Origin of the sequence: Pseudomonas sp. Wu6 (assembly GCF_019891515.1) — a bacterium.
Lineage (GTDB): Bacteria > Pseudomonadota > Gammaproteobacteria > Pseudomonadales > Pseudomonadaceae > Aquipseudomonas > Aquipseudomonas orientalis_A.
Genome location: NZ_JAFLXH010000031.1, coordinates 47318 through 73905 on the forward strand (window position 1 = coordinate 47318; position 26588 = coordinate 73905).

20 protein-coding genes are annotated in these 26588 nt (G+C 61.3%); 15 read left to right on the forward strand and 5 right to left on the reverse strand.

Annotation, left to right across the window (positions count from 1 at the left end; all coding sequences use genetic code 11):
- Positions 1-7: 7 nt before the first annotated feature.
- Positions 8-286 (reverse strand): hypothetical protein, encoded by a 279-nt coding sequence (locus J1G34_RS20115; protein WP_065893066.1) that lies wholly within the window; start codon positions 284-286, stop codon positions 8-10.
- A 314-nt stretch (positions 287-600) separates the two neighbouring features.
- Between J1G34_RS20115 and J1G34_RS20120 the strand changes: the two genes are divergently transcribed.
- Positions 601-2670, forward strand: a complete 2070-nt coding sequence (locus J1G34_RS20120; RefSeq protein ID WP_065893065.1) for an EAL domain-containing protein — start codon at positions 601-603, stop codon at positions 2668-2670.
- Positions 2671-2733: 63 nt separating this feature from the next.
- On the opposite strand, the gene J1G34_RS20125 is transcribed toward J1G34_RS20120, so the two are convergent.
- From J1G34_RS20125 to J1G34_RS20135, 3 genes are read right to left on the reverse strand one after another with little or no spacing between them, the layout of a single operon-like run.
- Positions 2734-3576 (reverse strand): metal-dependent hydrolase, encoded by an 843-nt coding sequence (locus tag J1G34_RS20125; protein WP_065897773.1) that lies wholly within the window; start codon positions 3574-3576, stop codon positions 2734-2736.
- A 15-nt stretch (positions 3577-3591) separates the two neighbouring features.
- Positions 3592-4482 (reverse strand): SDR family NAD(P)-dependent oxidoreductase, encoded by an 891-nt coding sequence (locus J1G34_RS20130; protein WP_065893063.1) that lies wholly within the window; start codon positions 4480-4482, stop codon positions 3592-3594.
- The gene (locus J1G34_RS20135) at positions 4479-6017 is read right to left on the reverse strand and encodes a flavin-containing monooxygenase (protein ID WP_222994537.1); all 1539 of its coding nucleotides are present in this window, start codon (positions 6015-6017) and stop codon (positions 4479-4481) included. Before J1G34_RS20135 ends, J1G34_RS20130 begins: the two co-directional genes overlap by 4 nt.
- A gap of 268 nt (positions 6018-6285) precedes the next feature.
- Between J1G34_RS20135 and J1G34_RS20140 the strand changes: the two genes are divergently transcribed.
- The 10 genes from J1G34_RS20140 to J1G34_RS20185 all read left to right on the forward strand — a co-directional run bounded on the left by J1G34_RS20140 (position 6286) and on the right by J1G34_RS20185 (position 19846).
- Positions 6286-7284, forward strand: a complete 999-nt coding sequence (locus J1G34_RS20140; protein ID WP_128876716.1) for an alpha/beta fold hydrolase — start codon at positions 6286-6288, stop codon at positions 7282-7284.
- A 300-nt stretch (positions 7285-7584) separates the two neighbouring features.
- Positions 7585-8865: an alkane 1-monooxygenase gene (locus J1G34_RS20145; protein ID WP_222994538.1), complete on the forward strand. Its 1281-nt coding sequence runs from the start codon at positions 7585-7587 to the stop codon at positions 8863-8865.
- 125 nt (positions 8866-8990) lie between these two features.
- Positions 8991-9494, forward strand: a complete 504-nt coding sequence (praA, locus tag J1G34_RS20150) for an alkane oxidation protein activator PraA (protein WP_065893059.1) — start codon at positions 8991-8993, stop codon at positions 9492-9494.
- Positions 9495-9612: 118 nt separating this feature from the next.
- Positions 9613-10116, forward strand: a complete 504-nt coding sequence (praB, locus tag J1G34_RS20155; RefSeq protein WP_065893058.1) for an alkane oxidation protein activator PraB — start codon at positions 9613-9615, stop codon at positions 10114-10116.
- Positions 10117-10242: 126 nt separating this feature from the next.
- Positions 10243-11652: an outer membrane protein transport protein gene (locus tag J1G34_RS20160; RefSeq protein WP_065893057.1), complete on the forward strand. Its 1410-nt coding sequence runs from the start codon at positions 10243-10245 to the stop codon at positions 11650-11652.
- Positions 11653-11885: 233 nt separating this feature from the next.
- The gene (locus J1G34_RS20165; protein ID WP_065934622.1) at positions 11886-14411 is read left to right on the forward strand and encodes an acyl-CoA dehydrogenase; all 2526 of its coding nucleotides are present in this window, start codon (positions 11886-11888) and stop codon (positions 14409-14411) included.
- Positions 14412-14564: 153 nt separating this feature from the next.
- Positions 14565-15908 (forward strand): 3-oxoacyl-ACP reductase, encoded by a 1344-nt coding sequence (locus J1G34_RS20170; RefSeq protein ID WP_222994539.1) that lies wholly within the window; start codon positions 14565-14567, stop codon positions 15906-15908.
- A 3-nt stretch (positions 15909-15911) separates the two neighbouring features.
- Entirely contained in the window at positions 15912-16820 is a 909-nt protein-coding gene (locus tag J1G34_RS20175; RefSeq protein ID WP_065893054.1) for a MaoC/PaaZ C-terminal domain-containing protein, read from the forward strand.
- Positions 16813-18111 carry an acetyl-CoA C-acetyltransferase gene (locus J1G34_RS20180; protein ID WP_128876714.1) on the forward strand — a complete coding sequence of 433 codons (1299 nt, stop codon included), beginning with the start codon at positions 16813-16815 and terminating at the stop codon, positions 18109-18111. The genes J1G34_RS20175 and J1G34_RS20180 overlap by 8 nt, the downstream gene beginning before the upstream one ends.
- Positions 18112-18142: 31 nt before the next feature.
- Positions 18143-19846 carry an AMP-binding protein gene (locus tag J1G34_RS20185; protein WP_065893052.1) on the forward strand — a complete coding sequence of 568 codons (1704 nt, stop codon included), beginning with the start codon at positions 18143-18145 and terminating at the stop codon, positions 19844-19846.
- Between the two features lie 175 nt (positions 19847-20021).
- Here J1G34_RS20185 and J1G34_RS20190 read toward each other — a convergent pair whose 3' ends face one another.
- Complete coding sequence (locus tag J1G34_RS20190) at positions 20022-21137, reverse strand: Gfo/Idh/MocA family protein (RefSeq protein WP_222994540.1); 1116 nt, start codon at positions 21135-21137, stop codon at positions 20022-20024.
- Positions 21138-21450: 313 nt separating this feature from the next.
- Between J1G34_RS20190 and J1G34_RS20195 the strand changes: the two genes are divergently transcribed.
- The 4 genes from J1G34_RS20195 (at position 21451) to J1G34_RS20210 (ending at position 26487) form a co-directional block, all read left to right on the forward strand.
- On the forward strand, positions 21451-22479 hold the full coding sequence (locus J1G34_RS20195) for a WD40/YVTN/BNR-like repeat-containing protein (protein ID WP_207225371.1): 1029 nt from the start codon (positions 21451-21453) through the stop codon (positions 22477-22479).
- Positions 22480-22495: 16 nt separating this feature from the next.
- Complete coding sequence (locus J1G34_RS20200; RefSeq protein WP_065897764.1) at positions 22496-24871, forward strand: efflux RND transporter permease subunit; 2376 nt, start codon at positions 22496-22498, stop codon at positions 24869-24871.
- 166 nt (positions 24872-25037) lie between these two features.
- Complete coding sequence (locus tag J1G34_RS20205) at positions 25038-25325, forward strand: DUF5629 family protein (RefSeq protein ID WP_065893048.1); 288 nt, start codon at positions 25038-25040, stop codon at positions 25323-25325.
- Complete coding sequence (locus J1G34_RS20210; RefSeq protein ID WP_065887414.1) at positions 25315-26487, forward strand: lactonase family protein; 1173 nt, start codon at positions 25315-25317, stop codon at positions 26485-26487. Before J1G34_RS20205 ends, J1G34_RS20210 begins: the two co-directional genes overlap by 11 nt.
- The last annotated feature ends 101 nt before the right edge of the window (positions 26488-26588 follow it).

The window sequence follows — 26588 nt, forward strand, 5'->3', positions numbered from 1 at the left end:
AGGCCCCTCAGTGAGAGGGATGGGTGTCGACGTCGGGCGCGTGCCTGCCGACGTGACGCCGAGCGCGCTTGCGCGACCTGCGCTGGATCCAGCGCTGCACCGGCGCCAATAAAAAGAACATCAGGTAGGCGACGAGTACCAACGCCAGGTCTATCCAGGTTTCCGCGACGGGCCCGGTGAACAGTTCGATGACATTCTTGATCACAAATAACAGCACCACACTGCACAACCACAACAGGATGGTGACGAACAGAGGACGCATGGGGCTGGACTGCTTATCGTGCATGGTAAAGCTCTCTCCTTTGTGCCTGCTTGCATACAGGCCGTATTCCCTGAGTAGACACCCGGCGTTAGCCAGGTTGTAACATCCTTCGACACACGGAAAGCTGCGGATGATACCGACTCAGGCAGGGTTAGGGAGCAGCACACGTCAGAAAGTTCGATTTTTTATGTGGGTATTTTCCTATGTCTCCGAGTTTTTCGCCGAAAGCGCCAGTGGCGATGGCAAAAAGCTTTCGCTCCGAGCATAAGGGCGTGTAGCGTTGACGCGTATTCCGGCGCTGATCTCCAGAACCCGTGAATACGGGCAGAGGGAGGCTCATGGCGCAAACGCTGTTCAAACTTTTCCTTACCCAGCGCCTGGCGGCCCTGGCCAGTATCGAGTCGTTGCGTGCGATTCGCGAGGGATTGTTGTGGATCCTGCCTTGCCTGCTGGTCTCCGCCGGTTTCCTTATCCTGTCCGAATGCGCCAGGATGCTCGGGTTCAGCCCTCAGACCGCCAGCTTCCTGGCAGGTCTGCATGACCGCATCAGCGCGGTCATCCCGCTGCTGGTCGCCGCCTCCATCGGTTACATGCTAGCCATTCAGCACCGCTTGCCACAGCTGCCGATCGCCTTCTTGTGCCTTACCCATGTGGTGGTGGCCACGTTTCTGTTGCGTGAATACCCTCGAGCGTCGGCCACCTTTCTGCTGTTTATTGCCATCGCTTCGCCGCTGATCAATGTGCCCGCCGTTGCCTGGCTGCACCGTTTTCGTTGGACACGCCTGGTCCATGAAGACCTGATCGGACACAACCTCAAAGGCACGATCAACATGGTGCTGCCCGGCGCGATCAGCGTGTTGGCATGGGTGGTGGTGCTGTCGTTGCTGCTGCAGATCCCCTACGTGGCGCAGTGGCAGGGGCCGCAGGTACTCAATGCGTTACAGGCGCCCTATGGCAGCGGTTTGTTCGTGACCTTGATGAATTCGCTGTTGTGGTTTTTCGGCATTCACGGTGTGTACGCCCTGCAGCCGCTGTTCGATGTGCTGGATCAGGCCGTGACGCTCAACGCTGCGGCGCTGGCTGCGGGGGAGCCGGTGCGGTACCTGCTCAACAGTGGCCTGTTGGGCAGCTTCGCGTTTATCGGCGGGTCAGGCAGCGCATTGTGCCTGCTCCTGGCTATCCTGCTGTTTTCCAGGAGCCGGTCCATGCGGTTACTGGCGATGGCCAGCTTGCCGCTGTCGTTATTCAATGTCAGCGAAGTGCTGTTGTTCGGTTTGCCGATCATCCTCAACCCGCGGTTGTTCATCCCGTTTCTGTTGGTGCCGGCGTTGAACGCGATGGTGGCGTTGGCAGTGGTGCAATTGGGCTGGGTGTCACCGGCAGTGGCGAGCGTGCCGTTTACCGCGCCGGTGTTGCTCAATGCCTACCTCAGTACCCATGGCGACGTCGCCGCCGTGGTGCTGCAGATTGTGCTGACGGGCTTGGGCACGCTGGTGTATGCGCCTTATGTACGGGCGATTCATCGCCAGGCCAGTGAGGGCGGCACGGTGTACCTCAAGTCACTGGACATGACCTTTCGCGGCCTTGAGGAGAAAGGCCGGTTGCTGGAGTTCGACCCGATCCTGGCTTCCCATCGCACCCTGGCCCGCCAGGCCATTGAGCTGAGCCGCATCCAGCAGATCAGCGATTACGATTTCTACCTTGAGTTCCAGCCCCAAGTCTCCACCCGTACCGGCTTGTGCACCGGCTGCGAAGCCTTGATGCGGGCCCGGGACGCCCAGGGCACGGTGCATTCGCCCTGGGAGTTCCTGCAATGGCTGGCGCAGGCGCGGTTGATGCCCGACGTGGACGTGTGGGTGGCGTCCCAGGCCGTGCGCCAACATCAAAAGTGGAAGAAGGCCGGTTTTGAATTGCCCATCACCATTAATGTGTCCAGCTTCACGCTCAAGGACGCGGCCTATGGTGATCGCCTGGTGGAGATTCTCGCCCAGGCCCACGGCTGGGTGTCGGTGGAGATCACTGAAGACGCGCTGGTCAGCGATATCCAGGCCGCCCGTCAGACCATTGGCAAACTGCAGGCGTTGGGGGCCAAGGTGTATATCGATGATTTTGGCACCGGGTTTTCGGCGTTGAGTTACCTGCACCAGTTTCCGGTCGATTTCATCAAGATCGATCGCAGCTTCGTGGTCGCCCAGCACGATCCCAAGGGCGCGCAGGTACTGACGGGCATGCTGCGTTTCTGCGAGGCATTGAACCTGGGCGTGGTGGTCGAAGGGGTCGAGACCGCCGAGCAACTGGCGTTCCTGAATACGGGAGCCGAGTTGTTTATTCAGGGATGGTATTTCAGCAGGGCGTTGCCGGGGGATGAGGTGCCGCAGTTTGTGCGCGAGCGCGCCGCGTTGGCTTGATCAGGTGGGCAAGGCGTCCGGTTTGAATGTGGGAGCGGGTGAGCTCCCACATTTTCACGCCATCTAGGCGGCCTCGTAGGCCCGATTGGTCTGTTCAATCTCCTCGACCAGCCCATCGATCCCCTGCAACCGGGCACGATTGTCATGATCCCATGGGTGAAAACCCGGTTTGAAATAGTGCAGCCATGGCCGCAGCATGCGTGGAAACACGCCCTTGGGGCCATACAGAAACTTGAGCATGCGCCAGCACCCCTTCACCAGCCCGCCCGACTTGCGGTCGGCAATCAGCAGGCGCACGTGGAAGTCGAACACCACCAGCCAAAAAAGCACCGTGGTGAACAGCATGGTGCCGGTGCGCAACAGGTAGCGCCCGGGCCCAGGCTTGATCACCTTGTTCCACACATCGAAGGCCACTGCCTTATGTTCGGTTTCTTCCAGGGCGTGCCAATACCACATCTGCCGGTAGCCCTTGAGTGAATCGCCAAACCGCGACGGGTCGCTCAGCAGGATCTCCGCGAGCATCGCGGTGTAGTGCTCAAGGGCGATGGTCACCGCCAGATTGAATGACGGTGGCAGGTGTTTCTTCTGCAGGTCCAGGAAGAACTTCAGGCGCCGGTCGAGGCGGTGCGCAGGCAGGCCCGCTGCGTGCAGCAGCTCGTTGTAGGCCACGTGTTCACGGCTGTGCATGGCCTCCTGGCCGATAAAGCCCTGGATTTCCTTCTTCAGGTCCGGATCGTCGATGCGGGTGCGGTAATGGCGCACGCTGTCCATGAAAAACAGCTCGCCCTGGGGAAACAGCAGCGACAGGGCATTGAAAAAGTGCGTCACGAACGGGCCTTGCTCATGCCAGTTGGTGATGCGCCCGGCGGGCAGGGCGAAGCGGATATCACGGCGAATGGGCAACATGGGGCGTACTCCTGTTCAGAGGCGAGGCTCGTCGTTGGTTTCAAACACGGGCGTGCGCGGTTTGGGGGCCATGCGCTTGCTGGCAAACACCACCAGCGCTTGATAGGCCGCCGGCAGGCAACGGGCGAGCAGGTCGAGGAAATAGGCATCGCGGCCGATCAGTATGCGGCGCTTGTTTTTGCGCACGCCGTGCAGGATGACTTTGGCGGCCTGATCGGCGTCGGTGATAAACAGTTTTTCGAAATCGGCGCGCGCCTGTTGTTCGCTGTGGATCAAAAAGCCGGTCATGTTCGCGTCGATACGGCTGCTGCGGCAGATATCGGTGCGAATCCCGCCGGGATGCACGCATGTGGCCGAGACGCCGCAGCGTTGCAGGTCCAGCTCCTGGCGCAGCGCTTCGGTGAAGCCGCGTACCGCGAATTTGCTGGCGTTGTAGCCGCTCATGCCAGGCTGGGCGAACAGGCCGAATACGCTCGAGGTGTTGACGATATGCCCGTCGCCGCTGGCCTTCAGGTAAGGCAGGAACGCCTTGGTGCCATGCACCACCCCCCAGAAATTGATGCCGACGATCCACTCAAGGTCGGCATAGTCCACGCCTTCCACGGTGCTCGACAGCGCCACGCCGGCATTGTTGAAGACCAGGTTGACCTGGCCGTGCTCGGCCGCGCAACGCGCCGCCCACTCCAGCATGGCTTGGCGGTCTGCTACATCCAGCACCTGGGTGGTGACGGTCACCGGCGACAGGGTGGAGGTTCTGATCAAGTCCAGGGTCTGCTCCAGCCCCTGGCTGTTCTTGTCGGCCAGGGCCAGGTGGCAGCCTTCCCGTGCCAGGGCCAGGGCCAATGCGCGGCCCATGCCGGAGGCCGCTCCCGTGATCGCCGCCACGCGGCCGTTGAATGACTTCATGACAGGCTGCCTTCTGTGGCGCAATGAGGGGTTGGCTGCGCACGCGGCACCGATGCCGCCGGCGCCTGGCTGACCAGGTAGTCCTTGAGCGCAAAATGCCGGGTGATCTGCTTGAAGCGCCACGTCGAGCCGGGCCACAGCGTGGTGTTCCTGCCGGTGCGCGGGTCGAGGTACCAGCTGCGGCAGCCGCCGGTGTTCCAGATAGTGCGCTTGAGCTTGCCTTGCAATTGCTCGTTGTAGGCCTGCTCCACGGCAGGTTTGACGTCCACCACGCTGATGCGCTGGCGCTGCATCTTTTGCAACGCACCAAGGATGTAAGTGACCTGGGCCTCGATCATCAGGATCATCGAATTGTGCCCCAGGCCCGTGTTGGGCCCGACGATCAGGAACAGGTTGGGATAGCCCGGCACCGTGGTGCCTTTGTAGGCGTGGGCACCGTCCTGCCAGGTGTCCATCAGGTCGACGCCGTTGCGCCCGATGATGCAGTCACGGGGCAGGGGATCGGCGGCCTGGAACCCGGTGCCGAAGATCAGGCAATCGGCGGGGTGCTTGATGCCGTCGGCGGTGATCACGCCATCGGCTTCGATGCGCAGCACGTTGTCGGTCACCACCTCGACGTTACTGCGTGACAACGCCGGGTAGTAGTCGTTGGAGATCAGCACACGCTTGCAGCCGATGGTGTAGTCCGGCGTCAGGACTTTGCGCAGGGAAGGGCGTGCCACCTGGTTGCGCAGGTGGCGCAGGGCGATTTTCTGCACCATCTTCATCAAGCGCGGGTGCAGGGCAAAGCCCACCACGCGGCCTTCCAGTGCCCAATAAAAGGCGCCGCGCACCAGCCGTTGGGTAAACGGCAGATGCTTGAACAGCCAGCGTTCGGTGCGGGTGATCGGCCGGTCGGGCTTGGGCATGATCCAGGGCGGTGTGCGCTGGAACAGGTCCAGGTGCGCCACGTGCGGTGCAATCTGCGGCACGAACTGAATGGCGCTGGCGCCGGTGCCGATCACCGCGACGCGTTTGCCTTTCAGGCTGTAGTCATGGTCCCACTGCTGCGAATGGAAACGCTTGCCCTTGAAACTGTCCAGCCCGGGAATGTCCGGCAGTGCCGGACGCGACAGCCCGCCCATGCCCGACACCAGCACGCGCGCACTGGCCTGACGGCCGTCGCTGAACGTCAGTTGCCAGCGCTGTTGCTGCTCATCGAACACCGCCCGCTGCAACCCCATGCCGAAGCGCAGGTACGGCGCCAGCTCGAAACGCTGCGCGCAGTGCTCCAGGTAAGCGCGAATCTCCGCCTGCGGAGCAAATTGTCGCGTCCAGTGCGGGTTGGGTGCGAACGAAAACGAATAGACGTGGGACTGCACATCACAGGCACAGCCGGGGTAGTGATTGTCACGCCATGTGCCGCCCAGGCTGTCGGCCTGCTCGGCGACAAAGAAATCGGTGAACCCGGCTTCCTTAAGTTTGATCGCCATGCACAGGCCGGCGAAGCCTGAGCCGATGATCGCGATGTCGACGTTGTCACTGTGGGCATTCATAGGTTGTCCTTTGTGGGCATCGGATGTGCTCCCGTTTTTGTTGTGTGTTTTAGATAGAACACCATTGCAAAGAAAAATTGAATTAATTATTTTAAAAAAAGATTTTAAATAATCTACCTGAAAATTTCGCCGCCGCCAGGGTCTTGTTCGATACATGCGACTTGTCCGACAGACGCGCATAGAGGTTGGCCCCAAGGTAGGGACGAAAGTTGAGGCCTCGATCAATCCCGGTCAGGTCGCCAGCAGCAGGGAAGCAGAGGACCGAGCTATGGCTGTCGAGTGGGTTGTCGCTGCGGGTGTGGTAATAGGCGCAAGCGCTGCGTTGTGGGCGTTCAGTGCGTGGATGACACGGCGCATCGAAACGGCTGTTCCGATCAATGGGCGCTTTGTCGAAGTGGATGGCGAGCGCTTTCACTATGTAGAAGAAGGCGCAGGCCCGGCGCTGGTGATGATCCACGGGCTGATGGGCAGCAGCCGCAACCTGACCTATGCGTTATCCGGTCAGTTGCGCGAGCATTTTCGCGTTATCAGCGTAGACCGGCCAGGCTCGGGCTACTCCACCCGGCAGCGCGGCACTGCGGCGGATCTGCCGGCCCAGGCGCGCCAGATGGCCGCCTTCATCAACACCCTCAAGCTGGACAAGCCGCTGGTGCTTGGGCATTCCCTGGGCGGGGCGATTGCCCTGGCCTTGGCCCTCGATCATCCCCACGCGGTATCGGGCTTGATTCTGGTGGCGCCCTTGACCCATCCCCAGCGCATGTTGCCGTTGGTATTCCTGTCATTGGCGGTGCGCCCCGCCTGGCTGTGTCGCTGGATGTCGCGCACCTTGACCATGCCTGTCGGCCTGCTGACCCAGGGATCGGTAGTCAAGGGCGTGTTCGCCCCCGATGCCGCCCCGGCGGACTTCGCCACGCGCGGCGGTGGCCTGCTGGGGATGCGTCCCGACAACTTCTACGCGGCGTCCACCGAGATCAACCGCGTCAATGACCACTTGCCGGACATGGTCACGCGTTACCCGCAGCTGACGCTGCCCATCGGCCTCATCTACGGCACGCGTGACAAGGTGCTCGACTTTCAAAAGCATGGCCAGGGCCTGGCCAGCAGGGTGCCTGGGCTGAAGCTGCAGGTCGTGGAAGACCGTGGGCACATGCTGCCGATTACCGCCACCGAGCGTGTGGTGGCGCTGGTCGAGCAGGTCGCCAAGCGGGTTAGACCGGTACAAACCGCCACCGTGTTGCATCCTTCGTTCGCCGTGGCGAGCAAATAATCGTGCCATTTCATTCGCGGTTCCAGCGCGCCAACGCTTGCCCTAGACACCTGGCCGACGGTCTGAAAAAACGACTGTACGGTCACGGAAAAAAGGTCTGGATAAACTAGTTGACGACCTAACGATTCCGCGCTATTTATTTAAAAAAATTATTTCAATGTCTAATTTGAAACAGTTTTTGAAATGCCTAAGAGCGAATAAAATAATGAAAAGAACGCCTTTTATCGCATGGTTGATGTCTCGCAGCGGTCAGCGCTGCGCCACTGCCTTTTCTGCCTTCGGATGCCCTCGGAGGTTGCCATGAACCCTTCTCTGAGTGTTCCAGGCGTGTGGGCCGACGGCAAGCGCTACCTCTGGTGGCTCGGTATCATGCCGCTGGCAACCCCATTGCTCTCGGGTGCCCTGGCGATCGGCACTGGCATCCAGCAACTGTGGTGGGTCGGTGTGCTGGTCATCTTCGGCGTGATCCCGTTGATCGACGGCCTGCTGGGCGAGGATGTCAGCAACCCGCCCGAATCCGCCGTCAGCCACCTCGAATCCCAAACCTATTACCGTTGGATCGTCTACACCGGCGTGCTGTTTGTGATCGCCTCGGTGGTCATCACCGGTTGGCTCGCCGCCGGCGGCATTGACTGGATCATCGGCGGCGGTTTGCTGCGGGCCACCGCGATGCTCGACCCGTCCAGCGGTTGGGCGAAAGCCGCAGCGTTCATCACCTCTCGCACCGAGTTGCACGGCCAGGTCAGTGGCTTCACTTATCTGGGCATGGCGATGTCTACCGGGGCGGCCACCGGTATCGCGATCAACACCGCCCATGAGCTGGGCCACAAGCCCAAGCCACTGGAAGTGTTCCTGGCCAAGGTAACCCTGGCGCCGACCTTCTACGGCCACTTCTACACCGAACACAACCGCGGCCACCACGTGCGCGTCGCCACACCGGAAGACCCGGCCAGTTCGCGCCTGGGTGAAAGTTTCTGGGCTTTCCTGCCGCGTTCGGTGTGGTTCAGCGCACGCTCGGCGTGGAACCTGGAGCGCGAACGCCTGCGCAAACTCGGGCTGCCGGCCTGGCACTGGAAGAACGCCGTGCTCAGCGCCTGGATGTACAGCGTGCTGCTCTGGGGCGCAATGATTGCCTGGCTGGGCGCGGCAGTGATCCCGTTTCTGATTATCCAGGGCATCTACGGTTTCTCGCTGCTTGAAGTGGTCAATTACGTCGAGCACTACGGCCTCAAACGGCAGAAATTGCCCAACGGTCGTTATGAGCGCTGTTCGCCGCGTCACTCCTGGAACAGCAACCGGATTGTGACCAATATCTTTTTGTTCCAGTTACAACGGCATTCCGATCACCATGCCAATCCAACCCGTAGTTATCAGTCGCTGCGCCACTTTGATGAATCACCGCAACTTCCGTATGGCTACGCAAGCATGATTGTCTGGGCGTATGTGCCTTACTTGTGGCGCCGACGGATGGACCACCGGGTATTGAATCATTATGCAGGCGATATAACCTTGACCAATCTTCAGCCGTCACAACGCTTGAAGTATCTGGAGAAGTACAGCGGCGAAGCCAAGCCGTTTTAATTTGAAATAAAAGCGCATTTTCAAAGGATATTTCGATAAGGATTTCTACGTCTATGGTTTGTTAGTTTAGTTGCAAGGCGGTTGTTTACCCGAACGAAAAATAATTTCAAGGGAAGGGCGTAAACATGCAAGTAACTCCTATAACTATAAAGTTCACCATTAACTTCGTATTGGCTGCGCTGGGCCTGATCGGCTGTCACCAGGCACAGGCCGCCCGTATCGAACCTGCCGGGAGTGCGTTTACAGCCCAGGGCCCGATCAGCTTTTCCAAAGGCGCGTTGATCAGTGCCGACTGCACCATCAAGGTGGCCGGCAAGGTGGCGGCCGATGGGACATCCGTCAATATCGACAAGGTGGCGTTCGATGGTGGGCTCAAGTGCAGCCGGGTCGAAGCTATTAACTTGCCCTGGATCTTGATTGCAAAGGATACAAAAAGCGGCTCGATGTCGAAGATCAGCGTGGATGTGCATGCCTTCGGCCTGGGCGGCAAGTGCGGTCCTTCTACCGCAGTCGGTACGTGGGATAACGCCACCGGCAAGTTGCAGGCTGCCAATGTACCGATTGGTGATGACTGCATCATTAAAACGGTGTCAATCAAGATGCCGCCTGATTTCAAAGTCGTTGAATAAAGTTGTCGGACTTAACTGAATTTGGCTGGAATACGAAGCTCTGCAGTTTTACCCGTGGCTTCGTGTTCATGGTCATTACCCCAGGCGAATAATTCGCCATTACATGTGAGGCAAAATAATGAAAAGCTTGAAAACCCTCGTTTGTGCAACTTCGTTCGCCCTGAGCCTTGGTGCAGTGTCGATGGCCAACGCTGCCACTATCGCGCCTGCCGGCACGGCGTTCTCCACATCGGGCTCGATTACCGTTACTTCGCCCGCGTCCCTGAACCTGCCGGTGACCTGCAACATCGCCTTCACCGGTTCCGTCGCGGCTGATGGCTCGAGCGCTTCGATCACCGGCGCAACGGTCAACGGTTCCAACTCGCTGTGTGGCGTACCCAAGTTGTTGGGCCTGCCGTGGACATTGAACGTGGCAAGCGGTGGCCCTGATGCCTTCAACGGTACGGTGTCGGGCGTGAATTTCCAGATTCTCAACAACTGCTCCGCTTCGCCGGTGACCATCAATGTCGGCTTCAATAACTCCACCAACCAGCTGAAGGTGCCAAGCACACAAACCGTTGGCAACTGCAAAATTACCGCTCTGACCGCTACACCAAGCCCGGCCTTTACCGTTACCCCATAAAGGTCGTGAGCGTTTGACGTGATGATCACACGTTGAAATACGCCAGTGCCTCGCAAGGGGCACTGGCTGCGGGAGGCCAGGTCGGGACAACCGATCTCGGAGGATAAAAACAATAAGGAGTGGAGCATGAATAATAAAAAGCAACAGGCACGTACGTTGTTGAGCCTGGCAATTCTCGGCGGCCTTATCACGGCAACGGGACCCGCACACGCCGGCGGTTTCACCACGCCGACCTTCGGTGCTCCCGGGTGGGGGCGCGCCTTCGGGGGTGGCTCACTGTTCCAGAACGATCCTTCCGCGGCCTACAACAACCCGGCCGGCATGGCGTTCATCGACCATACGATTTCTCAATTTACCGTTGATTACGCGCGCATCAACGTTAAATACAAGGGCACGGCCACGGACTACGCCGGCAACGCACCTGCGGCGGTCGACCCTACGGATTTGAGTTCCACGCCGCGCACCGGCGATGGTGGGCAAGGCGGGTTTACCGCCTGGTTGCCGACCGGCTTCATGGTGATACCGATCAACGACCGTTTTGCGTTCGGGCTCAGTCAGGTGGTGCCGATGGGTGCGCGCACCACGTGGGATCAAGACTGGATCGGTCGCGACTTTGCCGTCGATACGCGTATTGAAACGGTGGGTGTCACAGGCTCCCTGTCGTTCAAGGTCAATGACCAGTTCTCGGTGGGTGGCGGTGCCATCGTCCAGCACACCAAAGGTTTTGTAAGCCAGAATCTGGACCTGTATTCCGCAGCAGCCCTGTCGCCGGCGATCGGTCTCCCGTTCCCTTCCGGAGTCGGCTCCTCGCTGATGCGGGTCAAGGTGGACAACACCTCGGTCGGCTGGTTTGCCGGTGTGGTCTGGAAGCCTACCCAATTCGATACCCTGGGTCTGAATTACCACGCGAAAATCAAGAATAAACTCGAAGGCAAGTACAGCCTGTATGCCGACGAGGCGAACAAGTCACTGATCGAAGGCGGCCTGCCGGCGCTGGCTTATCCGGGGCTCGACCTCAACGTCAACGGCGCCAAGGCTTCGACACAACTGGACGTGCCCGCCAACGCCTCCATCGACTGGGTGCACCAGTTCAATGATCGCCTCACCCTGGGCGCCAGCGTCACGTGGACCCAATGGTCGTCGTTCAAGGCGCTGACATTGAAGTCCGAGGGCACGCAGCTCGTGTCGATTCCCTATAACTACAAGGATGCCTGGATGGTGTCGCTGGGTGGCGATTACAAATTCACCGACGACTTCACCTTCCGCGCCGGTGTCGCCACCGACCAGACGCCCACCCGCAACTCTACGCGTGACCCGCGTATCCCCGACGGAGACCGGATATTCGCCTCCCTGGGCTTTGGCTACAACATCCGCGCGATTCCCGGTTTGAGCATCGACGGCGCCTACTCACGGCAATTCGTCGAAAAGGCCAAGCTCAGGACGCACAACCAGGATCGCCTGGGCGGTGCAACCCTTGACGGTAAGGCCGACGCCAAGGGTGAGGTGGTCAGCCTTTCAGCGACCTACGCGTTTTGATCGGTTGATGGCGCGCGACCTGTGCTGGACAGGTCGCGCAGGCAGTGCTGATACAAGCCGTTAATGACCTGACAGGCTGACCCGCTCAGCCCGTTATTTCTTCGCCAAAGCATTAAATAAAAATTTCAAAACAAAATTTGAATTTGTCTTTCCAAGTTTGTAGTGTGGACCTGAGCCGTCGCTCAATCCGAGCGGCCGCAGGTGTCACGCCCTGGATCAAGTAGAGGTATCCCATGGTTATCTGGTTATTGGTGGGTTTCGCCGCAGCGATTGCCCTGGCGTATCGACAAGCCGCCGCCACCCTGTGGCTGGGCGCTGGCCTGGTATGGCTGGCGGCCGGTTATCTGTTTAACGCAGTAGCCGCATTCGGTATCACCGTCGCGGCGGTGCTGGTGCTGCTCCCGGCCTTGGTGCTGGCGATCAAACCCCTGCGCCGTGTGCTGTTGACCAACAAGGCCCTGGGGCTGTTTCGTACGATCATGCCGGCGATGTCCGATACCGAACGTGCGGCGATTGAATCAGGCACTGTGTGGTGGGACGCCGAGCTGTTCAGCGGCAAGCCTGACTGGCAGCGCCTGTTGCAAGCCGCACCGGCCAGCCTGAGTGCCGAAGAGCAGGCGTTCCTCGACAACGAAGTGGAAACCCTGTGCGACATCGCCAATGACTGGGAAACCACGCAAGTGTGGCAGGACATGTCCCCCGAGGGCTGGCAGTACACCAAGGACGCGGGCTTTCTTGGCATGATCATTCCCAAGCAGTACGGCGGCAAGGGCTTCTCCCACTATGCGCACTCCCAGGTGGTGATGAAGTTGTCGACCCGCTGCTCGGCGGCGGCCATTTCGGTGATGGTGCCCAACTCCCTGGGCCCCGCCGAACTATTGCTGCATTACGGCACCGACGCCCAGCGCAACTACTACCTGCCGCGTCTGGCGCGGGGCGAGGACATCCCGTGCTTTGCGCTGACCAGCCCGTATGCCGGCTCCGACGCCGGCGCAATTCCCGACGTGGGCATCGTGTGCAAAGGCCTGCACGAAGGTGAGCAGGTGCTGGGGTTCAAGGTGACCTGGGACAAGCGCTACATCACCCTCGGCCCGATTGCCACGGTGCTGGGCCTGGCGTTCCGTGCCGAAGACCCGGACGGGCTGCTCGGTGCCGCCGGTTCCCTGGGGATTACCTGCGCGTTGATTCCCACCTCCCATCCGGGCGTGAACAGCGGTCGGCGCCATTGGCCGTTGAACGCGGTGTTCCAGAACGGCCCGACCACCGGCAAGGATGTGTTCATTCCGTTGGAGTGGGTGATCGGCGGCCGTGAACAAGTCGGCAACGGCTGGCGCATGCTGATGGAATGCCTGGCGGCGGGCAGGGCGATTTCGCTGCCGTCGGCCAACGTCGGCCTGGGCAAAGTCGCGGTACGTGGCACCACTGCCTACGCGGCGATGCGCAAGCAGTTCGGCCTGCCCATCGGCAAGTTCGAAGGGGTGCAGGCGCCCCTGGCGCGCATGGCCGGGCACCTGTATGCCTGTGACGCGGTGCGCAAGGTGTCGGTGGCGTCCCTGGATGCCGGTGAGAAACCTTCGGTGATCTCGGCCATTGCCAAATACCACGTCACCGAGCGCGCCCGCATGATCGTCAACGATGGCATGGACATCGTCGCCGGCAAGGGCATATGCATGGGGCCCAACAATTTCCTGGCCCGTGCCTATCAGCAAAGCCCCATCGCCATCACGGTGGAAGGCGCGAACATCATGACCCGCTGCCTGATCATCTACGGCCAGGGCCTGATCCGCTGCCATCCCTATGTGTTCCGCGAGATGGAAGCGGCGCGCCAGCCGGATCGGCGCAAGGCACTGGAGGCGTTCGACAGTGCGATGTTCGGCCATGTGAGCTTTGTATTGGCCAACACCGTGCGTGCGGCGGTGCATGCATTGACCGGTGGCCGGTTGCTGTCTGCCCCGGCCAAGACCGACCCGGCGCTGGCGTCCTACTATCGTCAGGCCAATCGCCTGTCGGTGGTGCTGGCGCTGGTCTCGGACATTTCCATGGGCGTGCTGGGCGGTGCCCTCAAGCGCAAGGAAAGCATCACCGGGCGCCTGGGCGATATTCTTTCGCAGCTCTACATCCTGTCCTGCGTGCTCAAGCGCTTCGAGGATGACGGTCGGCCCCAGGCGGACCTGCCGCTGGTGCATTGGGCGGCCCAGGATGCCTTGCTGCGCGCCCATGAAGCCCTGGCTGAAGTGCTCGACAATTACCCCTCGAAAGTCGCTGCCGGGGTGCTGCGCGGTTTGAGCTTTCCGTTCGGCATTCCCTTGCATAAGCCGTCGGATCGCCTGTTGGCCCAGGTCGCCGATGTGGTGCAGGTCCCCGGCGAGACCCGCGACCGGCTGCTGGCCAATTCCTACATCCCCCGGCCGGAAATCGACAAGCTGGCCTATGGCGAGCTGGGACTGCGCCTGTTGCCCCAGGTTGAGCTGATCGAGGCACGGCTCAAGCCCGCCATCAAGCAAGGCCTGCTTGAGCCGATGCCGATTTCCGCCGTGGCCTTTACCGACTGGCGCGTCAAGGCGCGGGCGCTGGATTTGATCAGCGACGACGAAGAGGCCTTGCTCGCACGCTATGTGGAATACGCCGACCACGCTATCCAGGTCGACGACTTCCCGCAGGACTTCGGTTTGCTGGAGGCCCTGCAACAGCGCAAGCAAGCATTGGAGCCCGCCGCCAAGCGTCGCGCCAGCCAAAGCGAAAATGCGTCGGTCAATTAATCCAAATGCGGTCCCAATGTGGGAGGGGGCTTGCCCCCGATGGCGGTCTGACAGGTGCATCTGTGTGGGCAGACACACCGCTATCGGGGGCAAGCCCCCTCCCACAGGTGACCGGGTTTCCACGGCAGGATTGTGTTGTGAATGGATCTATCTATGAGTGACAGCTACCTTTCTTTCGTCAATTCCCCCTGGGGCCGTCGTCTGGCCCAGGCCGTCGGCTTGCCGCAACCTCTGCCCCTGCAACGCCACCGCAGTGGCCAGCAGGGGCTGGCCAACCCGGTGATCCTCGCCGGGGCAGGGCGCCTGGCGGAGCAGGTGCAACGCATCTTCATCAGCACCGATACCGTCGCCGCCGGCCCGGCCACTCTCAGGGCGCCGTCCACGGTGAAGGTGCAGGGCGCGGTTTTCGATGCCACCGGCGTGACCGACCCGCAGCACCTGGACGAGCTCTACCGGTTCTTTCACGCCAATGCCAAGCGCCTGGGCCAACACGCGCGCGTGGTGGTACTCGGCACTGCGCCGGAACACTGCCAGGACTTGCCCCAGGCCGTCGCCCAGCGCGCGCTCGAAGGGTTGGCGCGCTCGCTGGCCAAGGAGCTGCGCCGGGCAATTACCGTGCAATTGATCTACGTGGCGCCCGGCGCCGAAGACGCGCTGGACAGCAGCCTGCGCTTCTTTCTGTCGCGTCGTTCGGCCTATGTGTCGGGGCAAGTGGTACGCCTGGAAAAACCGCTGGACGACGCGCTGAGTGTTAATTGGGACAAGCCGTTCGCCGGCCGGCGCGCCCTGGTCACGGGTGCCTCGCGGGGCATCGGCCTGGCCATTGCCCAGGTGTTGGCGCGCGACGGTGCCCATGTAGTGTGTGTCGACGTGCCCCAGGCCCAGCTGGCGCTGCAACAGGCCGCCGACAGCGTGAACGGCTCGGCGCTTCCCCTGGACATTACCGCTGCGGATGCCGCTGCGTTATTGCAGGCGCATGTCGGCCAGTACGGCGCCTTCGATGTGGTGGTGCACAACGCCGGGATTACCCGCGACAAGACCATCGCCAAAATGACCGAAGTTGCCTGGCGCAGTGTGCTGGCGGTCAACCTTGAAGCGCCGTTGCAGCTCAGCCAGGCGCTGCTGGATAACCAGGGCCTGAACCCCGGCGGGCGTATCGTGTGCGTGTCGTCGATTTCCGGGATTGCCGGCAACCTCGGGCAGAGCAACTACGCCACCTCCAAGGCCGGCGTGATCGGCCTGGTGCAGGGCCTGGCCCCGCAGGCGGCGGCGCGCCAGGTAACGGTGAATGCGGTGGCGCCAGGCTTTATCGAAACGCAGATGACCGCAAAAATCCCGCTGATGATCCGCGAAGCCGGGCGGCGCATGAATTCCCTGTCCCAGGGCGGGCAACCAATCGACGTGGCCGAGACCATCGCCTGGCTGGCCCATCCCGGCTCGGGTGGAATCACTGGCCAGGTAGTGCGGGTGTGCGGCCAAAGCCTGCTGGGAGCCTGAGTCATGGACTATGTAACGCAGATTATCGACCCGCCGCCCTCGCGCACCCAACTGTTGCTCGACGGCGTGCGCGGCTTGCGCAAGCCCAAGTCCGACGCCGCGCCGCCATTGCCCAGGGAGCGCCTGGTGCGGCCGGCGGTGGAACTGTCGGGCGCCGCTATCACCGCCTATGGCCGCGCCTGTGGCTTTCGCCGCGAGCAGGGCGTGCCGCTGTCCTATCCCCATGTGCTGGCGTTCCCGCTGCACTTGATGCTGCTGACCCGCCCCAGCTTTCCGTACCCGGCCAGCGGCATGGTGCACCTGGCCAATCGCATTCGCCAGCATCAACGCTTGCATGAAGGTCAGGCGCTGCGCCTGGAAGTGTTTTGCGAGCGTTGGGTCGCTCATCCCAAGGGGCAGGCGTTGAGCATCGCCACCCGTGCCTACGCTGAAGAAGCCCTGGTGTGGGAAAGCGACAGCCTGTACCTGCGTCGCGAGGTGAAAAATCCCGTCGGGGAGCTGTGGGCGGATGCACTGCCGTTGCAGGAAGAGGGGTTGCTGCGCACCCAGCGCTGGGTCTTGCCCGCCGACCTGGGGCGCCGCTTTGCCAAGGTCTCGGGAGACTTCAATCCGATCCATACATCGGTCATGGGCGCGAAGATTTTCGGCTTTCGCCGCGCCATCGCCCACGGCATGTGGACCCTGGGCCGGGCACTGGCGGCCCAGCAGCCACCGGGTGGCCTGGACCGCGCCGAAGCCCATTGCGATTTCAAGTTGCCGATCTTCCTGCCCGGCCAGGTCGCCCTGTGGAGTCACCCTGTGACCGGCCCGCTGCGCGAATTCGAAGTGCGCAGTGTCGCCGGCGACAAACCGCATATGCGCGGGTTGTTTATGTGGGATCAATCGCCTGGAATGAGAGCCTTGCATGAGTGAATACAGCTTCAATCCGCCCCCGAGCCGACGCGTGGCGATCATTGGCGGTAATCGCCTGCCGTTCGCCCGTTCCAACACCGTCTATGCCCATGAGACCAATCAGGACTTGCTGGTGGCCGCACTGCAGGGCCTGGTCGACCGCTACAACCTGCACGGCCAGTGCCTGGGTGAGTTCGCCGCCGGTGCGGTGATCAAGCATTCGCGCGATTTCAACCTGGCCCGTGAGTCACTGCTGTCGACCACATTGTCCGCGCAGACGCCCGCTTACGATGTGCAGCAAGCCTGCGGCACGGGCCTGGAGGCCGCGTTGCTGGTGGCCAATAAAATCGCCCTCGGCCAGATCGAAGTGGGCATCGCCGGGGGCGCCGATACCACCTCCGACGCGCCCATCGGCATCAATGAATCCCTGCGCCACACCTTGCTCCAGGCCAATCGGGCCAAGGGCCTGGGCGATAAACTCAAGACCCTGTTGAAGGTGCGTCCGTCGATGTTGTTCAAGCCGTTGCTGCCGCGCAATGGCGAGCCACGCACCGGCCTGTCCATGGGCGAGCACTGCGAAGAAATGGCCAAGCGTTGGCAGATCAAGCGCCTGGCCCAGGATGAGTTGACCCTTGCCAGTCATCAACGCCTCGACGCGGCCTATCAGCGCGGTTTCTTCGACGACCTGATCAGCCCCCATCGGGGCCTCGCACGGGACAACAACCTGCGTGCCGACATCAGCCTGGAAAAACTCGCCGGCCTGGCACCGGCCTTCGACCGCCACAACGGCACGCTCACCGCCGGCAACTCGACGCCCCTGACCGACGGTGCCTCGGTGGTGCTGCTCGCCAGTGAAGACTGGGCCGCGGCCAATGGCTGGCCGGTGCTGGCCTACCTGCGCACCGGCGAAACGGCGGCGGTGAATTTCGTCGACGGCACCGAAGGCCTGTTGATGGCCCCGGCCTACGCCGTACCGCGCATGCTCAAACGCGAAGGCCTGGGCTTTGCCGACTTTGATTTCTTCGAGATCCACGAAGCCTTCGCCGCCCAGGTGCTGTGCACGCTCAAGGCCTGGGAAGACCCGGACTACTGCCGCGAGCGTCTGGGCTTGGACATGCCGCTGGGCGCTATCGACCGCAGCAAAATGAACGTCAACGGCGGCTCGCTGGGTTGCGGCCATCCGTTTGCCGCCACCGGCGGCCGGCAACTGGCGGCGCTGGCCAAGGCCATCCATGAGCGCGGTGGCGGTCGCGGGTTGATCTCGATCTGTGCGGCGGGCGGGTTGGGTATCACCGCCATCGTCGAAAAGTAGCCTCATCCACAACAACAATAAGGACACTGCCATGAACGCCATCAGCCTGGAACAGACCGAACGCATCTGGTTGAACGCCTACCTGCCCGGCGTGCCGGCGGACATCGATGCGGCCATCGAGGATTACCCCTCATTGCGCGAAGTGTTCCTGGAGCACCTGGAAAAATTCCGCGAGCGCGTGGCCTATGTCAGCATCGGCACGCCAATGACCTATGCCGATTGGAACACCCAAGGCCACGCCTTCGCCGCCTGGCTGCAGGGTCAGGGGGTGAAGAAGGGCGACCGTGTCGCGCTGATGATGCCCAATTGCTTGCAGTACCCGATCTGCCTGCTGGGCACGATCCTGGCCGGCGCGGTGGTGGTCAACGTCAATCCGTTGTACACCGCCCATGAACTCAAGCACCTGCTCAAGGACAGCGGCGCCGAGACCGTGGTGATCTTCGAAAACTTCGCCCACACCCTGGAAAAAGTCGTGTCCGGCAGCAGCGTCAAGCGCGTGGTGGTGGCGGCCATCGGCGACCTGCTCGGTACCTTCAAGGGCGCGGCGATGAACTTCATCCTGCGCAGCGTGCAAAAGCAGGTGCCTGCTTTCAGGTTGCAAGGTTCTGTGCGTTTCAACCAAGTGCTCAAGCAGGGGCGGGCGCTGACGTACCTGCCGGTCAGTCTGGACCGCGATGAGCTGGCCTTCCTGCAATACACCGGCGGCACCACCGGCGATGCCAAGGGCGTGATGCTCAGCCATCGCAATATCATCGCCAACCTGTTGCAAGCCAAGGCCTGGGTCGGCGACCAACTGGACCAGGACAAGCAGGAAACCAACGTGACCCTGCTGCCGCTGTACCACATCTTTTCCCTGACGGTGAACTGCCTGATGTTCATGTGCCTGGGTGGGCGCAATATCCTCATCGCCAATCCCCGGGACGTGAAACGGGTGCAGATGATCCTGCGCAAGGAGCGCTTCAACGGGATTGCCGGGGTCAACACGCTGTTTAACGGTTTGCTGGAGAACAAGGAATTCTGTGCGCGGGACTTTTCCGACCTGCGCCTGGTGATCGCCGGAGGCATGGCCACCCACACGGCGGTGGCCAAGCGTTGGAAAGAAGTCACCGGGCTGCCGATCGTTGAAGGCTATGGGCTGACCGAGTGTTCACCGGTGGTGAGCATCAGCCCCATCGACATTCATCGTATGCGCGAAATGGCGTTTACCGGCAGCATCGGCGTGCCGTTGCCGTCGACCTGGGTGCGCTTCATGCGTGAAGACGGTGAACTGGCCGAAATCGGCGAGCCGGGCGAATTGCAGGTGCGCGGGCCTCAAGTGATGCAGGGCTACTGGAAGCGCCCGAAGGAAACCGCCGAAGTGCTGGACGCCGACGGCTGGTTGTCCACCGGTGATATCGGGGTGATGGATGAACGCGGTTACATTCGCCTGGTGGACCGCAAGAAAGACATGATCCTGGTCTCGGGCTTCAACGTGTACCCCAATGAAATCGAAGATGTGGTGGCGATGCACCCAGGGGTGGCGGAAGTAGCGGCGATTGGCGTGGAAGATGGCGTGACCGGCGAGCGGGTCAAGATCATCGTGGTACGCAAGGACCCCAAGCTGACCCAGGAGCAGATCCTCGCCCACTGCCGGGAATACCTGACCGGGTACAAAGTGCCGCGCTATGTGGAGTTTCGCACCACGGAGTTACCCAAAACCACCGTCGGCAAGGTGCTACGCCGAGCCCTGCGCTGATACTGAAGGTGACGCAGACCAAATGTGGGAGGGGGCTTGCCCTGATGTCTGTAGGAGCGAGCTTGCTCGCGAAAAACGTCAACGATAACGCGTGCTTTCTGAATGAACGCGGTGCCTGTGAGTTTTTCGCGAGCAAGCTCGCTCCTACCGTACTAGGGCAAGCCCCCTCCCACATTTAGATCGAGTTCACTTGGACCCAGCGTTCTTCTTTGGACGCAATTCGAATCGCCGTCGCCAACCGCTCCACCGCCCACGCCGCTTCAAAATCAGTGCCATCGCCGCCTTGCCCCGCCAGCGCCATGATCAGCTCCTGTACCTCCAACGTCTTAAGCTCGTTGTAACCCAACTGATGCCCCGCCGCCGGGCTGAACGCGGCATAACCCGGCAGGGCGGGGCCGGCGAGCAGACGCTGGAAACCGTCCTGGCCGACGCGGCACAGGCGCAATTCGTTCAAGCGTTCCTGGTCGAACGCGAGCGTGCCCAGGGTGCCGCTGATTTCAAAACTCAGGTGGTTTTTGTAGCCGTGCTTGAGCCAACTGCTGCTGACCGTGCCGCGCGCGCCGTTGGCGAAGCGCAGCAGGGCGTGCACCTGGTCATCCACGGCGATGGATTTCAGCTCGAGGCTGCCTTTGAAGGCCGGCCGTTGCGCGTGGACGGTCTGGGTATCGGCGCACACGCTGACCACTTCGCCCACCAGATAATGGGCCATCGACAGCAAATGGCTGCCGAGGTCCGCCAGCGCGCCGCCTGCGTGTTCCACCTCACAGCGCCATGACCAGGGCGAGGCCGGATCGGCCATGAAGTCTTCGCTGAACTCGCCCTGGAAACTGATGATTTCGCCCAGCTCGCCGCTGGCAATCATCTGTCGCGCCAGTACGATCATCGGGTTGTGCCGGTAGTTGTAGCCGACGCGCGTCACCACCCCGGCCGCGCTGGCCGCGCGACGCATCGCATCGGCCTGTTCCAGGCTGACCGCCAGCGGCTTCTCGCAATACACCGCCTTGCCCGCCGCAATCGCGGCCATGGCCATGGGGTAATGCAGGTGGTTGGGCGTGGTGATGGCCACCACATCGACCCTGGGGTCGTCGATCAGCGCCTGCCAGTCGGCATGGGCCTGGGCAAACCCCCAGGCACTGGCGCAGCGTTGCGCGCGCTCGGCGTCGGCATCGGCCAGCGCCGCCAGTGTCAGCGTGACCGGCAGTTCGAAAACCGCCCGGGCGTTGTTGAACGCCAGCGCGTGGGCGCGCCCCATGAAGCCTGTGCCGATCAAGCCGATTCCGAGTTCACGCATCGCCGTGGTCCTTTGGATTATTGTTTTCAGGAAGGGTATTAATGGAATAAATATTCTCAAAATTCAATAGATGGAATAAAAATTCATTTGATGTGCGAATCATCATTTCAGCTGATGCAGGGATATTCAGCTTGTGGCCAAATGCCGTCAGTTAACAAAAGATAACGTAGCGCCGATTGTCAGACGATTCGAAAGCCCGATAGGATGGCCCGTGCTTGCCCCAGGCGCTCTAGATTGCAGGTTTCAGAGCCCTGCGCCAGGCGACACGACCTAACAATAATAAATGGGAGAAAGGTCTATGAGTGAGCCTGTCATGGGTTGGGTTGTTTGCCGCCCACGCGCCGCACGCAAGCTTGCGTTGCTGGCCACAGCGCTCTCGCTGTTTGGGGCCGTCGCATTGCCGACTGTCGTCCAGGCCGCCAGCGATACCACTTTTGCGATTGAATCCCCCAAGGCCGCCAAAGGCCTGATGATCGATGTTGTGCATGCCGGCCAGCGCCTGGTGGCAGTGGGTGATCGCGGGCACATCCTCTATTCCGATGACCAGGGCAGCACCTGGGCCCAGGCCAAAGTCCCCACCCGGCAACTGCTCACGGCGGTGTTTTTCGTCGATGCCAAGCACGGCTGGGCGGTTGGCCATGATGCGCAGATCCTGGCCAGCAGCGACGGTGGCGCCAACTGGACCCAGCAATACCAGGACCTCAAGCGCGAAGCACCGCTGCTCGACGTGTGGTTCAACGATGCCAATCACGGCCTGGCCGTAGGCGCCTACGGCGCGCTGATCGAGACGACCGATGGCGGCAAGACCTGGGAAGACGTCAGCGACCGTCTCGACAACGAAGACCAGTTCCACCTCAACGCCATTGCCTCGATCAAGGACGCCGGCCTGTTTATCGTGGGGGAGCAGGGCAGCATGTTCCGCTCCAGCGATGACGGCCAGACCTGGGAAAAACTCGAAGGCCCCTACGAGGGCTCGTTGTTTGGCGTGATCGCCACCGCTCAGCCGCGCACCCTGCTGGCCTACGGCCTGCGCGGCAACCTTTACCGTTCCACCGACTTTGGCGGCACCTGGGAGCCGGTCGAGTTGAATGCCGCCCGTGGCGCCCTCGAATTCGGGCTGTCGGGGGCGACCTTGCTCGATGACGGTTCCATCGTCGTGGTGGGCAATGGCGGCAGCGTGGTGGTCAGCCACGACGATGGCCAGACCTTCAGCGTATTCAACCGCCCGGACCGGATTTCGCTTTCAGCGGTGACGGCGGCAGGCAATGGCAACTTGATTCTGGTCGGGCAGGGCGGCGTTCGCGTCGCGACAGCTGCTGGCGCCGAACCGACGAAACAATAAGAAAAAGGCGGGAAGCATGAGCAGTCATCACAACGATAAAGCGACCTTTCTTGAGCGCCTGATTTTCAACAATCGCCCGGCAGTGATCCTCATTTGCCTGCTGGTGAGTGTCTTCCTGTTCTGGCAGGCGACGTTGATTCGCCCCTCCACCAGCTTTGAAAAAATGATCCCCCTCAAGCACCCCTTCATCGAAAAGATGATGGAGCACCGCAATGACCTGGCCAACCTGGGCAATACCGTGCGCATTTCGGTCGAGGCCAAGGATGGCGACATCTTCACCCAGTCATACATGGAGACCCTAAGGCAGATCAACGACGAGGTGTTCTACATCTCCGGCGTCGACCGCTCGGGCCTCAAGTCGCTGTGGAGCCCCAGCGTACGCTGGACCGAAGTGACCGAGGAAGGCTTCGCCGGCGGTGAAGTAATCCCGCAGAGCTACAACGGCTCGCCGCAAAGCCTCGATCAACTGCGCAACAACGTGCTCAAGTCCGGCCAGGTCGGGCGCCTGGTCGCTAACGATTTCAAGTCGAGCATCGTCGATATCCCGCTGCTGGAGTCCTACCCGGACCCGCAGGACCAGGGCAAGTTGCTGGCCCTGGACTATCGCAAGTTCTCCCATGAACTCGAAGACAAGATCCGCGACAAGTTCGAAGCCCAGAACCCCAACGTCAAGATCCACATTGTCGGCTTTGCGAAAAAGGTCGGCGACCTGATCGATGGCCTGGTGATGGTGGTGCTGTTCTTCGGCGTTGCGTTCGTCATCACCCTGATTCTGCTGCTGTGGTTCACCAATTGCCTGCGCAGCACCATTGCGGTGTTGAGCACGACACTGGTGGCGGTGGTCTGGCAACTCGGGCTGATGCACTTCTTCGGTTTCGGGCTGGACCCGTATTCGATGCTGGTGCCGTTCCTGATCTTCGCCATCGGCATCTCCCATGGCGTGCAGAAGATCAACGGCATTGCCCTGCAATCCAGCGAGGCGGACAACGCCTTGACTGCCGCACGGCGCACCTTCCGGCAACTGTTCCTGCCGGGGATGATCGCGATCCTGGCTGACGCCGTTGGCTTTATCACGCTGCTGATCATCGACATCGGCGTGATCCGCGAACTGGCCATCGGCGCGTCCATCGGCGTGGCGGTGATCGTGTTCACCAACCTGATTCTGCTGCCGGTGGCGATTTCCTATGCGGGCATCAGCAACCGTGCCATCGAACGCAGTAAAAAGGACGCACACCGCGATCATCCGTTCTGGCGCCTGCTGTCGAAATTCGCCAGCGCCAAAGTCGCCCCCGTCTCGATCCTGCTGGCCCTGGTCGCCTTTGGCGGCGGCCTCTGGTACAGCCAGAACCTGAAGATCGGCGACCTCGACCAGGGCGCGCCGGAACTGCGCCCGGATTCGCGCTACAACAAAGACAACAACTTCATCATCAGCAACTACTCCACCAGCTCCGACGTGCTGGTGGTGATGGTCAAGACCAAGGCTGAAGGCTGCTCACGCTATGAAGCCATGGCGCCCATCGACCAGTTGATGTGGAAGATGCAGAACACCGAGGGCGTGCAGTCGGCGATCTCGCTGGTGACCGTGTCCAAGCAGATGATCAAGGGCATGAACGAGGGCAACCTGAAATGGGAAACCCTGTCGCGCAACCCGGACGTGCTGAACAACTCCATCGCCCGCGCCGATGGCCTGTACAACAACAATTGCTCGCTGGCGCCGGTGCTGGTGTTCCTCAATGACCACAAGGCCGAGACCCTGGACCGTGCGGTGCACGCGGTGCAGGACTTCGCCAGGGAGAACAACAAGGACGGCCTGGAATTCATCCTCGCCGCCGGTAATGCCGGGATCGAGGCGGCCACCAACGAGGTGATCAAGGAGTCGGAGCTGATCATCCTGATCCTGGTGTACCTGTGCGTGGCGACCATGTGCATGATCACCTTCCGCTCCTGGGCGGCGACCCTGTGCATCGTGCTGCCGCTGGTACTGACCTCGGTGCTGGGCAACGCGCTGATGGCGTTCATGGGCATCGGCGTCAAGGTCGCGACCTTGCCGGTGGTGGCCCTGGGCGTCGGCATCGGCGTGGATTACGGCATCTACATCTACAGCCGCCTGGAAAGCTTCCTGCGCGCCGGCCTGCCGCTGCAAGAGGCGTATTACCAGACGCTCAAGTCCACCGGTAAAGCCGTGCTGTTCACCGGTCTGTGCCTGGCCATCGGCGTGTGCACCTGGATCTTCTCGGCGATCAAGTTCCAGGCCGACATGGGCCTGATGCTGACCTTCATGCTGCTGTGGAACATGTTCGGCGCGTTGTGGCTGCTGCCGGCCCTGGCGCGGTTCCTGATCAAGCCCGAGAAGCTGGCAGGGCAGAAGGGCAACTCGTTGTTTGCGCACTGAACTGTAGGAGCGAGGGGGACGCCTAGTTCTTGCTCGCGAAAAACGTCAACGATAACGCGTGCATTCTGGATAAATGCGCTGTCTGTGAGTTCTTCGCGAGCAAGCTCGCTCCTACATTATTGCTTTGGGCTATCATTGCGACCTTCCTCGTAAATGATTGACTGCCATGACTGCCGACACTCTGACCACCGCCCTTGCCACCAGCGACATGCTGATCATCAACGGGCTGCACGCCTTCGACTTCACGCTGGACCGGCAGTTGCTGATCGAAAGCATGGACGGTCGGGAACTCAAGCGGTGGACCTTCAGTCCAGAACAACTGGAGGCGGCGACCTTTGATGACAGCCTGCAAAGCTGGGTGCTGTGTAATGACGACGGTGAACACCGTCTGGTCTGCCTGAGCGCCATCCAGGGCGACAACAATAACGATGAGGACGAAGCAGATGATGCGTAAATTCTGGCCCCTGTTGATGGCCGGCAGTGTCGGCGCGATGTCGGTGCAGGCTGCACCGGCCGACACCTATGAACTGCTGGTCGGCAGCTATACCGCCGGCAGCAGCGAGGGGATCTACCGCCTGCAATTCGACAGCCGTACCGGGCAGTTCAGCGGCAAGCCGGTGCTGGCGGCGAAAACCGCCAACCCGTCCTGGCTGACGCTTTCCAAAGACCAGAAGCAGCTGTTTGTGGTCAACGAAAACGGTCCGGGCCAGGACGATGTGGTCGGTCGCGTCAGCAGCTACCGTATCGATCCGCAGAATTATCAGCTCACCCTGATCAATCAGGTGCAGAGCCTGGGCAATGAGCCGACTCATTCCAGCGTGGCCGCCGACGGGCGTTATCTGTTTGTCGCCAACTATTCGGTGGTGGAAGACCCGGGCGGCAGCCTGGCGATTTTGCCGCTGGACACCGACGGCAAGCTGTCGGCCCCGGTGCAGTTGAGCGGGCACCCGGCCAGCGGTGTGAACCCTGAACGCCAGGCTTCCAACCACGTGCATTCGGTGGTGTCGTCGCCGGACGGCAAGTATGTATTCGTGCAGGACCTGGGTGCGGACAAAGTGTTTGCCTACCGCTACGACCCCAAGGCCAACCACGAACTGCCGCTGACCCCGGCCGAGCCGGCCGCCGTGCAACTGCCACCGGGCAGCGGCCCGCGCCACTTGCTGTTCAGCGCCGATGGCAAGCATGCCTGGCTGACTACCGAGATGAGCGCCCAGGTGGCGGTCTTCGACTACAACGATGGCAAGCTTGCGCAAACCCAGTTGGTGGATTTCGCCGCCGGCCAGCCGGTGTCCGATAAAGCCGGCGCTGCGCTGCATGCCTCCAGCGACGGCAAGTTCCTCTACGTCAGCAACCGTGGGACGGCCAATCAGCTTGTGGTGTTCAGCATCGACCCGGCCACCGCGCACCTCAAGGAAATCCAGCGCCGCTCGGTAGAAGGCGACCACCCGCGCGAGTTCAGCCTGGACCCGAGCGGCAAGTTCCTGCTGATCGCCAACCAGAAAAGCAATGAGATCGTGGTGGTTGAACGCGACCCCAAGACCGGCCTGCTGGGTAAAACCGTGCAGAAATTGCCGATTGACGCGCCCAGCGACCTCAAGTTCCTGGTGCGTCAATAAGCCACAGGCCCCGAAAGCCGGGGCCTGACCTTCACTATTAATTTTATTGATGACGGCTACTGTTTCAAAGCATTTCTAAGCTTCAACCCTCGGGCGTAAGT

Coding starts and splice junctions, on each gene's coding strand:
- J1G34_RS20115 (WP_065893066.1), bottom strand. CDS start 286: ATGCACGATAAGCAGTCCAGCCCCATGCGTCCTCTGTTCGTCACCATC.
- J1G34_RS20120 (WP_065893065.1), top strand. CDS start 601: ATGGCGCAAACGCTGTTCAAACTTTTCCTTACCCAGCGCCTGGCGGCC.
- J1G34_RS20125 (WP_065897773.1), bottom strand. CDS start 3,576: ATGTTGCCCATTCGCCGTGATATCCGCTTCGCCCTGCCCGCCGGGCGC.
- J1G34_RS20130 (WP_065893063.1), bottom strand. CDS start 4,482: ATGAAGTCATTCAACGGCCGCGTGGCGGCGATCACGGGAGCGGCCTCC.
- J1G34_RS20135 (WP_222994537.1), bottom strand. CDS start 6,017: ATGAATGCCCACAGTGACAACGTCGACATCGCGATCATCGGCTCAGGC.
- J1G34_RS20140 (WP_128876716.1), top strand. CDS start 6,286: ATGGCTGTCGAGTGGGTTGTCGCTGCGGGTGTGGTAATAGGCGCAAGC.
- J1G34_RS20145 (WP_222994538.1), top strand. CDS start 7,585: ATGAACCCTTCTCTGAGTGTTCCAGGCGTGTGGGCCGACGGCAAGCGC.
- praA (WP_065893059.1), top strand. CDS start 8,991: ATGCAAGTAACTCCTATAACTATAAAGTTCACCATTAACTTCGTATTG.
- praB (WP_065893058.1), top strand. CDS start 9,613: ATGAAAAGCTTGAAAACCCTCGTTTGTGCAACTTCGTTCGCCCTGAGC.
- J1G34_RS20160 (WP_065893057.1), top strand. CDS start 10,243: ATGAATAATAAAAAGCAACAGGCACGTACGTTGTTGAGCCTGGCAATT.
- J1G34_RS20165 (WP_065934622.1), top strand. CDS start 11,886: ATGGTTATCTGGTTATTGGTGGGTTTCGCCGCAGCGATTGCCCTGGCG.
- J1G34_RS20170 (WP_222994539.1), top strand. CDS start 14,565: ATGAGTGACAGCTACCTTTCTTTCGTCAATTCCCCCTGGGGCCGTCGT.
- J1G34_RS20175 (WP_065893054.1), top strand. CDS start 15,912: ATGGACTATGTAACGCAGATTATCGACCCGCCGCCCTCGCGCACCCAA.
- J1G34_RS20180 (WP_128876714.1), top strand. CDS start 16,813: ATGAGTGAATACAGCTTCAATCCGCCCCCGAGCCGACGCGTGGCGATC.
- J1G34_RS20185 (WP_065893052.1), top strand. CDS start 18,143: ATGAACGCCATCAGCCTGGAACAGACCGAACGCATCTGGTTGAACGCC.
- J1G34_RS20190 (WP_222994540.1), bottom strand. CDS start 21,137: ATGCGTGAACTCGGAATCGGCTTGATCGGCACAGGCTTCATGGGGCGC.
- J1G34_RS20195 (WP_207225371.1), top strand. CDS start 21,451: ATGGGTTGGGTTGTTTGCCGCCCACGCGCCGCACGCAAGCTTGCGTTG.
- J1G34_RS20200 (WP_065897764.1), top strand. CDS start 22,496: ATGAGCAGTCATCACAACGATAAAGCGACCTTTCTTGAGCGCCTGATT.
- J1G34_RS20205 (WP_065893048.1), top strand. CDS start 25,038: ATGACTGCCGACACTCTGACCACCGCCCTTGCCACCAGCGACATGCTG.
- J1G34_RS20210 (WP_065887414.1), top strand. CDS start 25,315: ATGATGCGTAAATTCTGGCCCCTGTTGATGGCCGGCAGTGTCGGCGCG.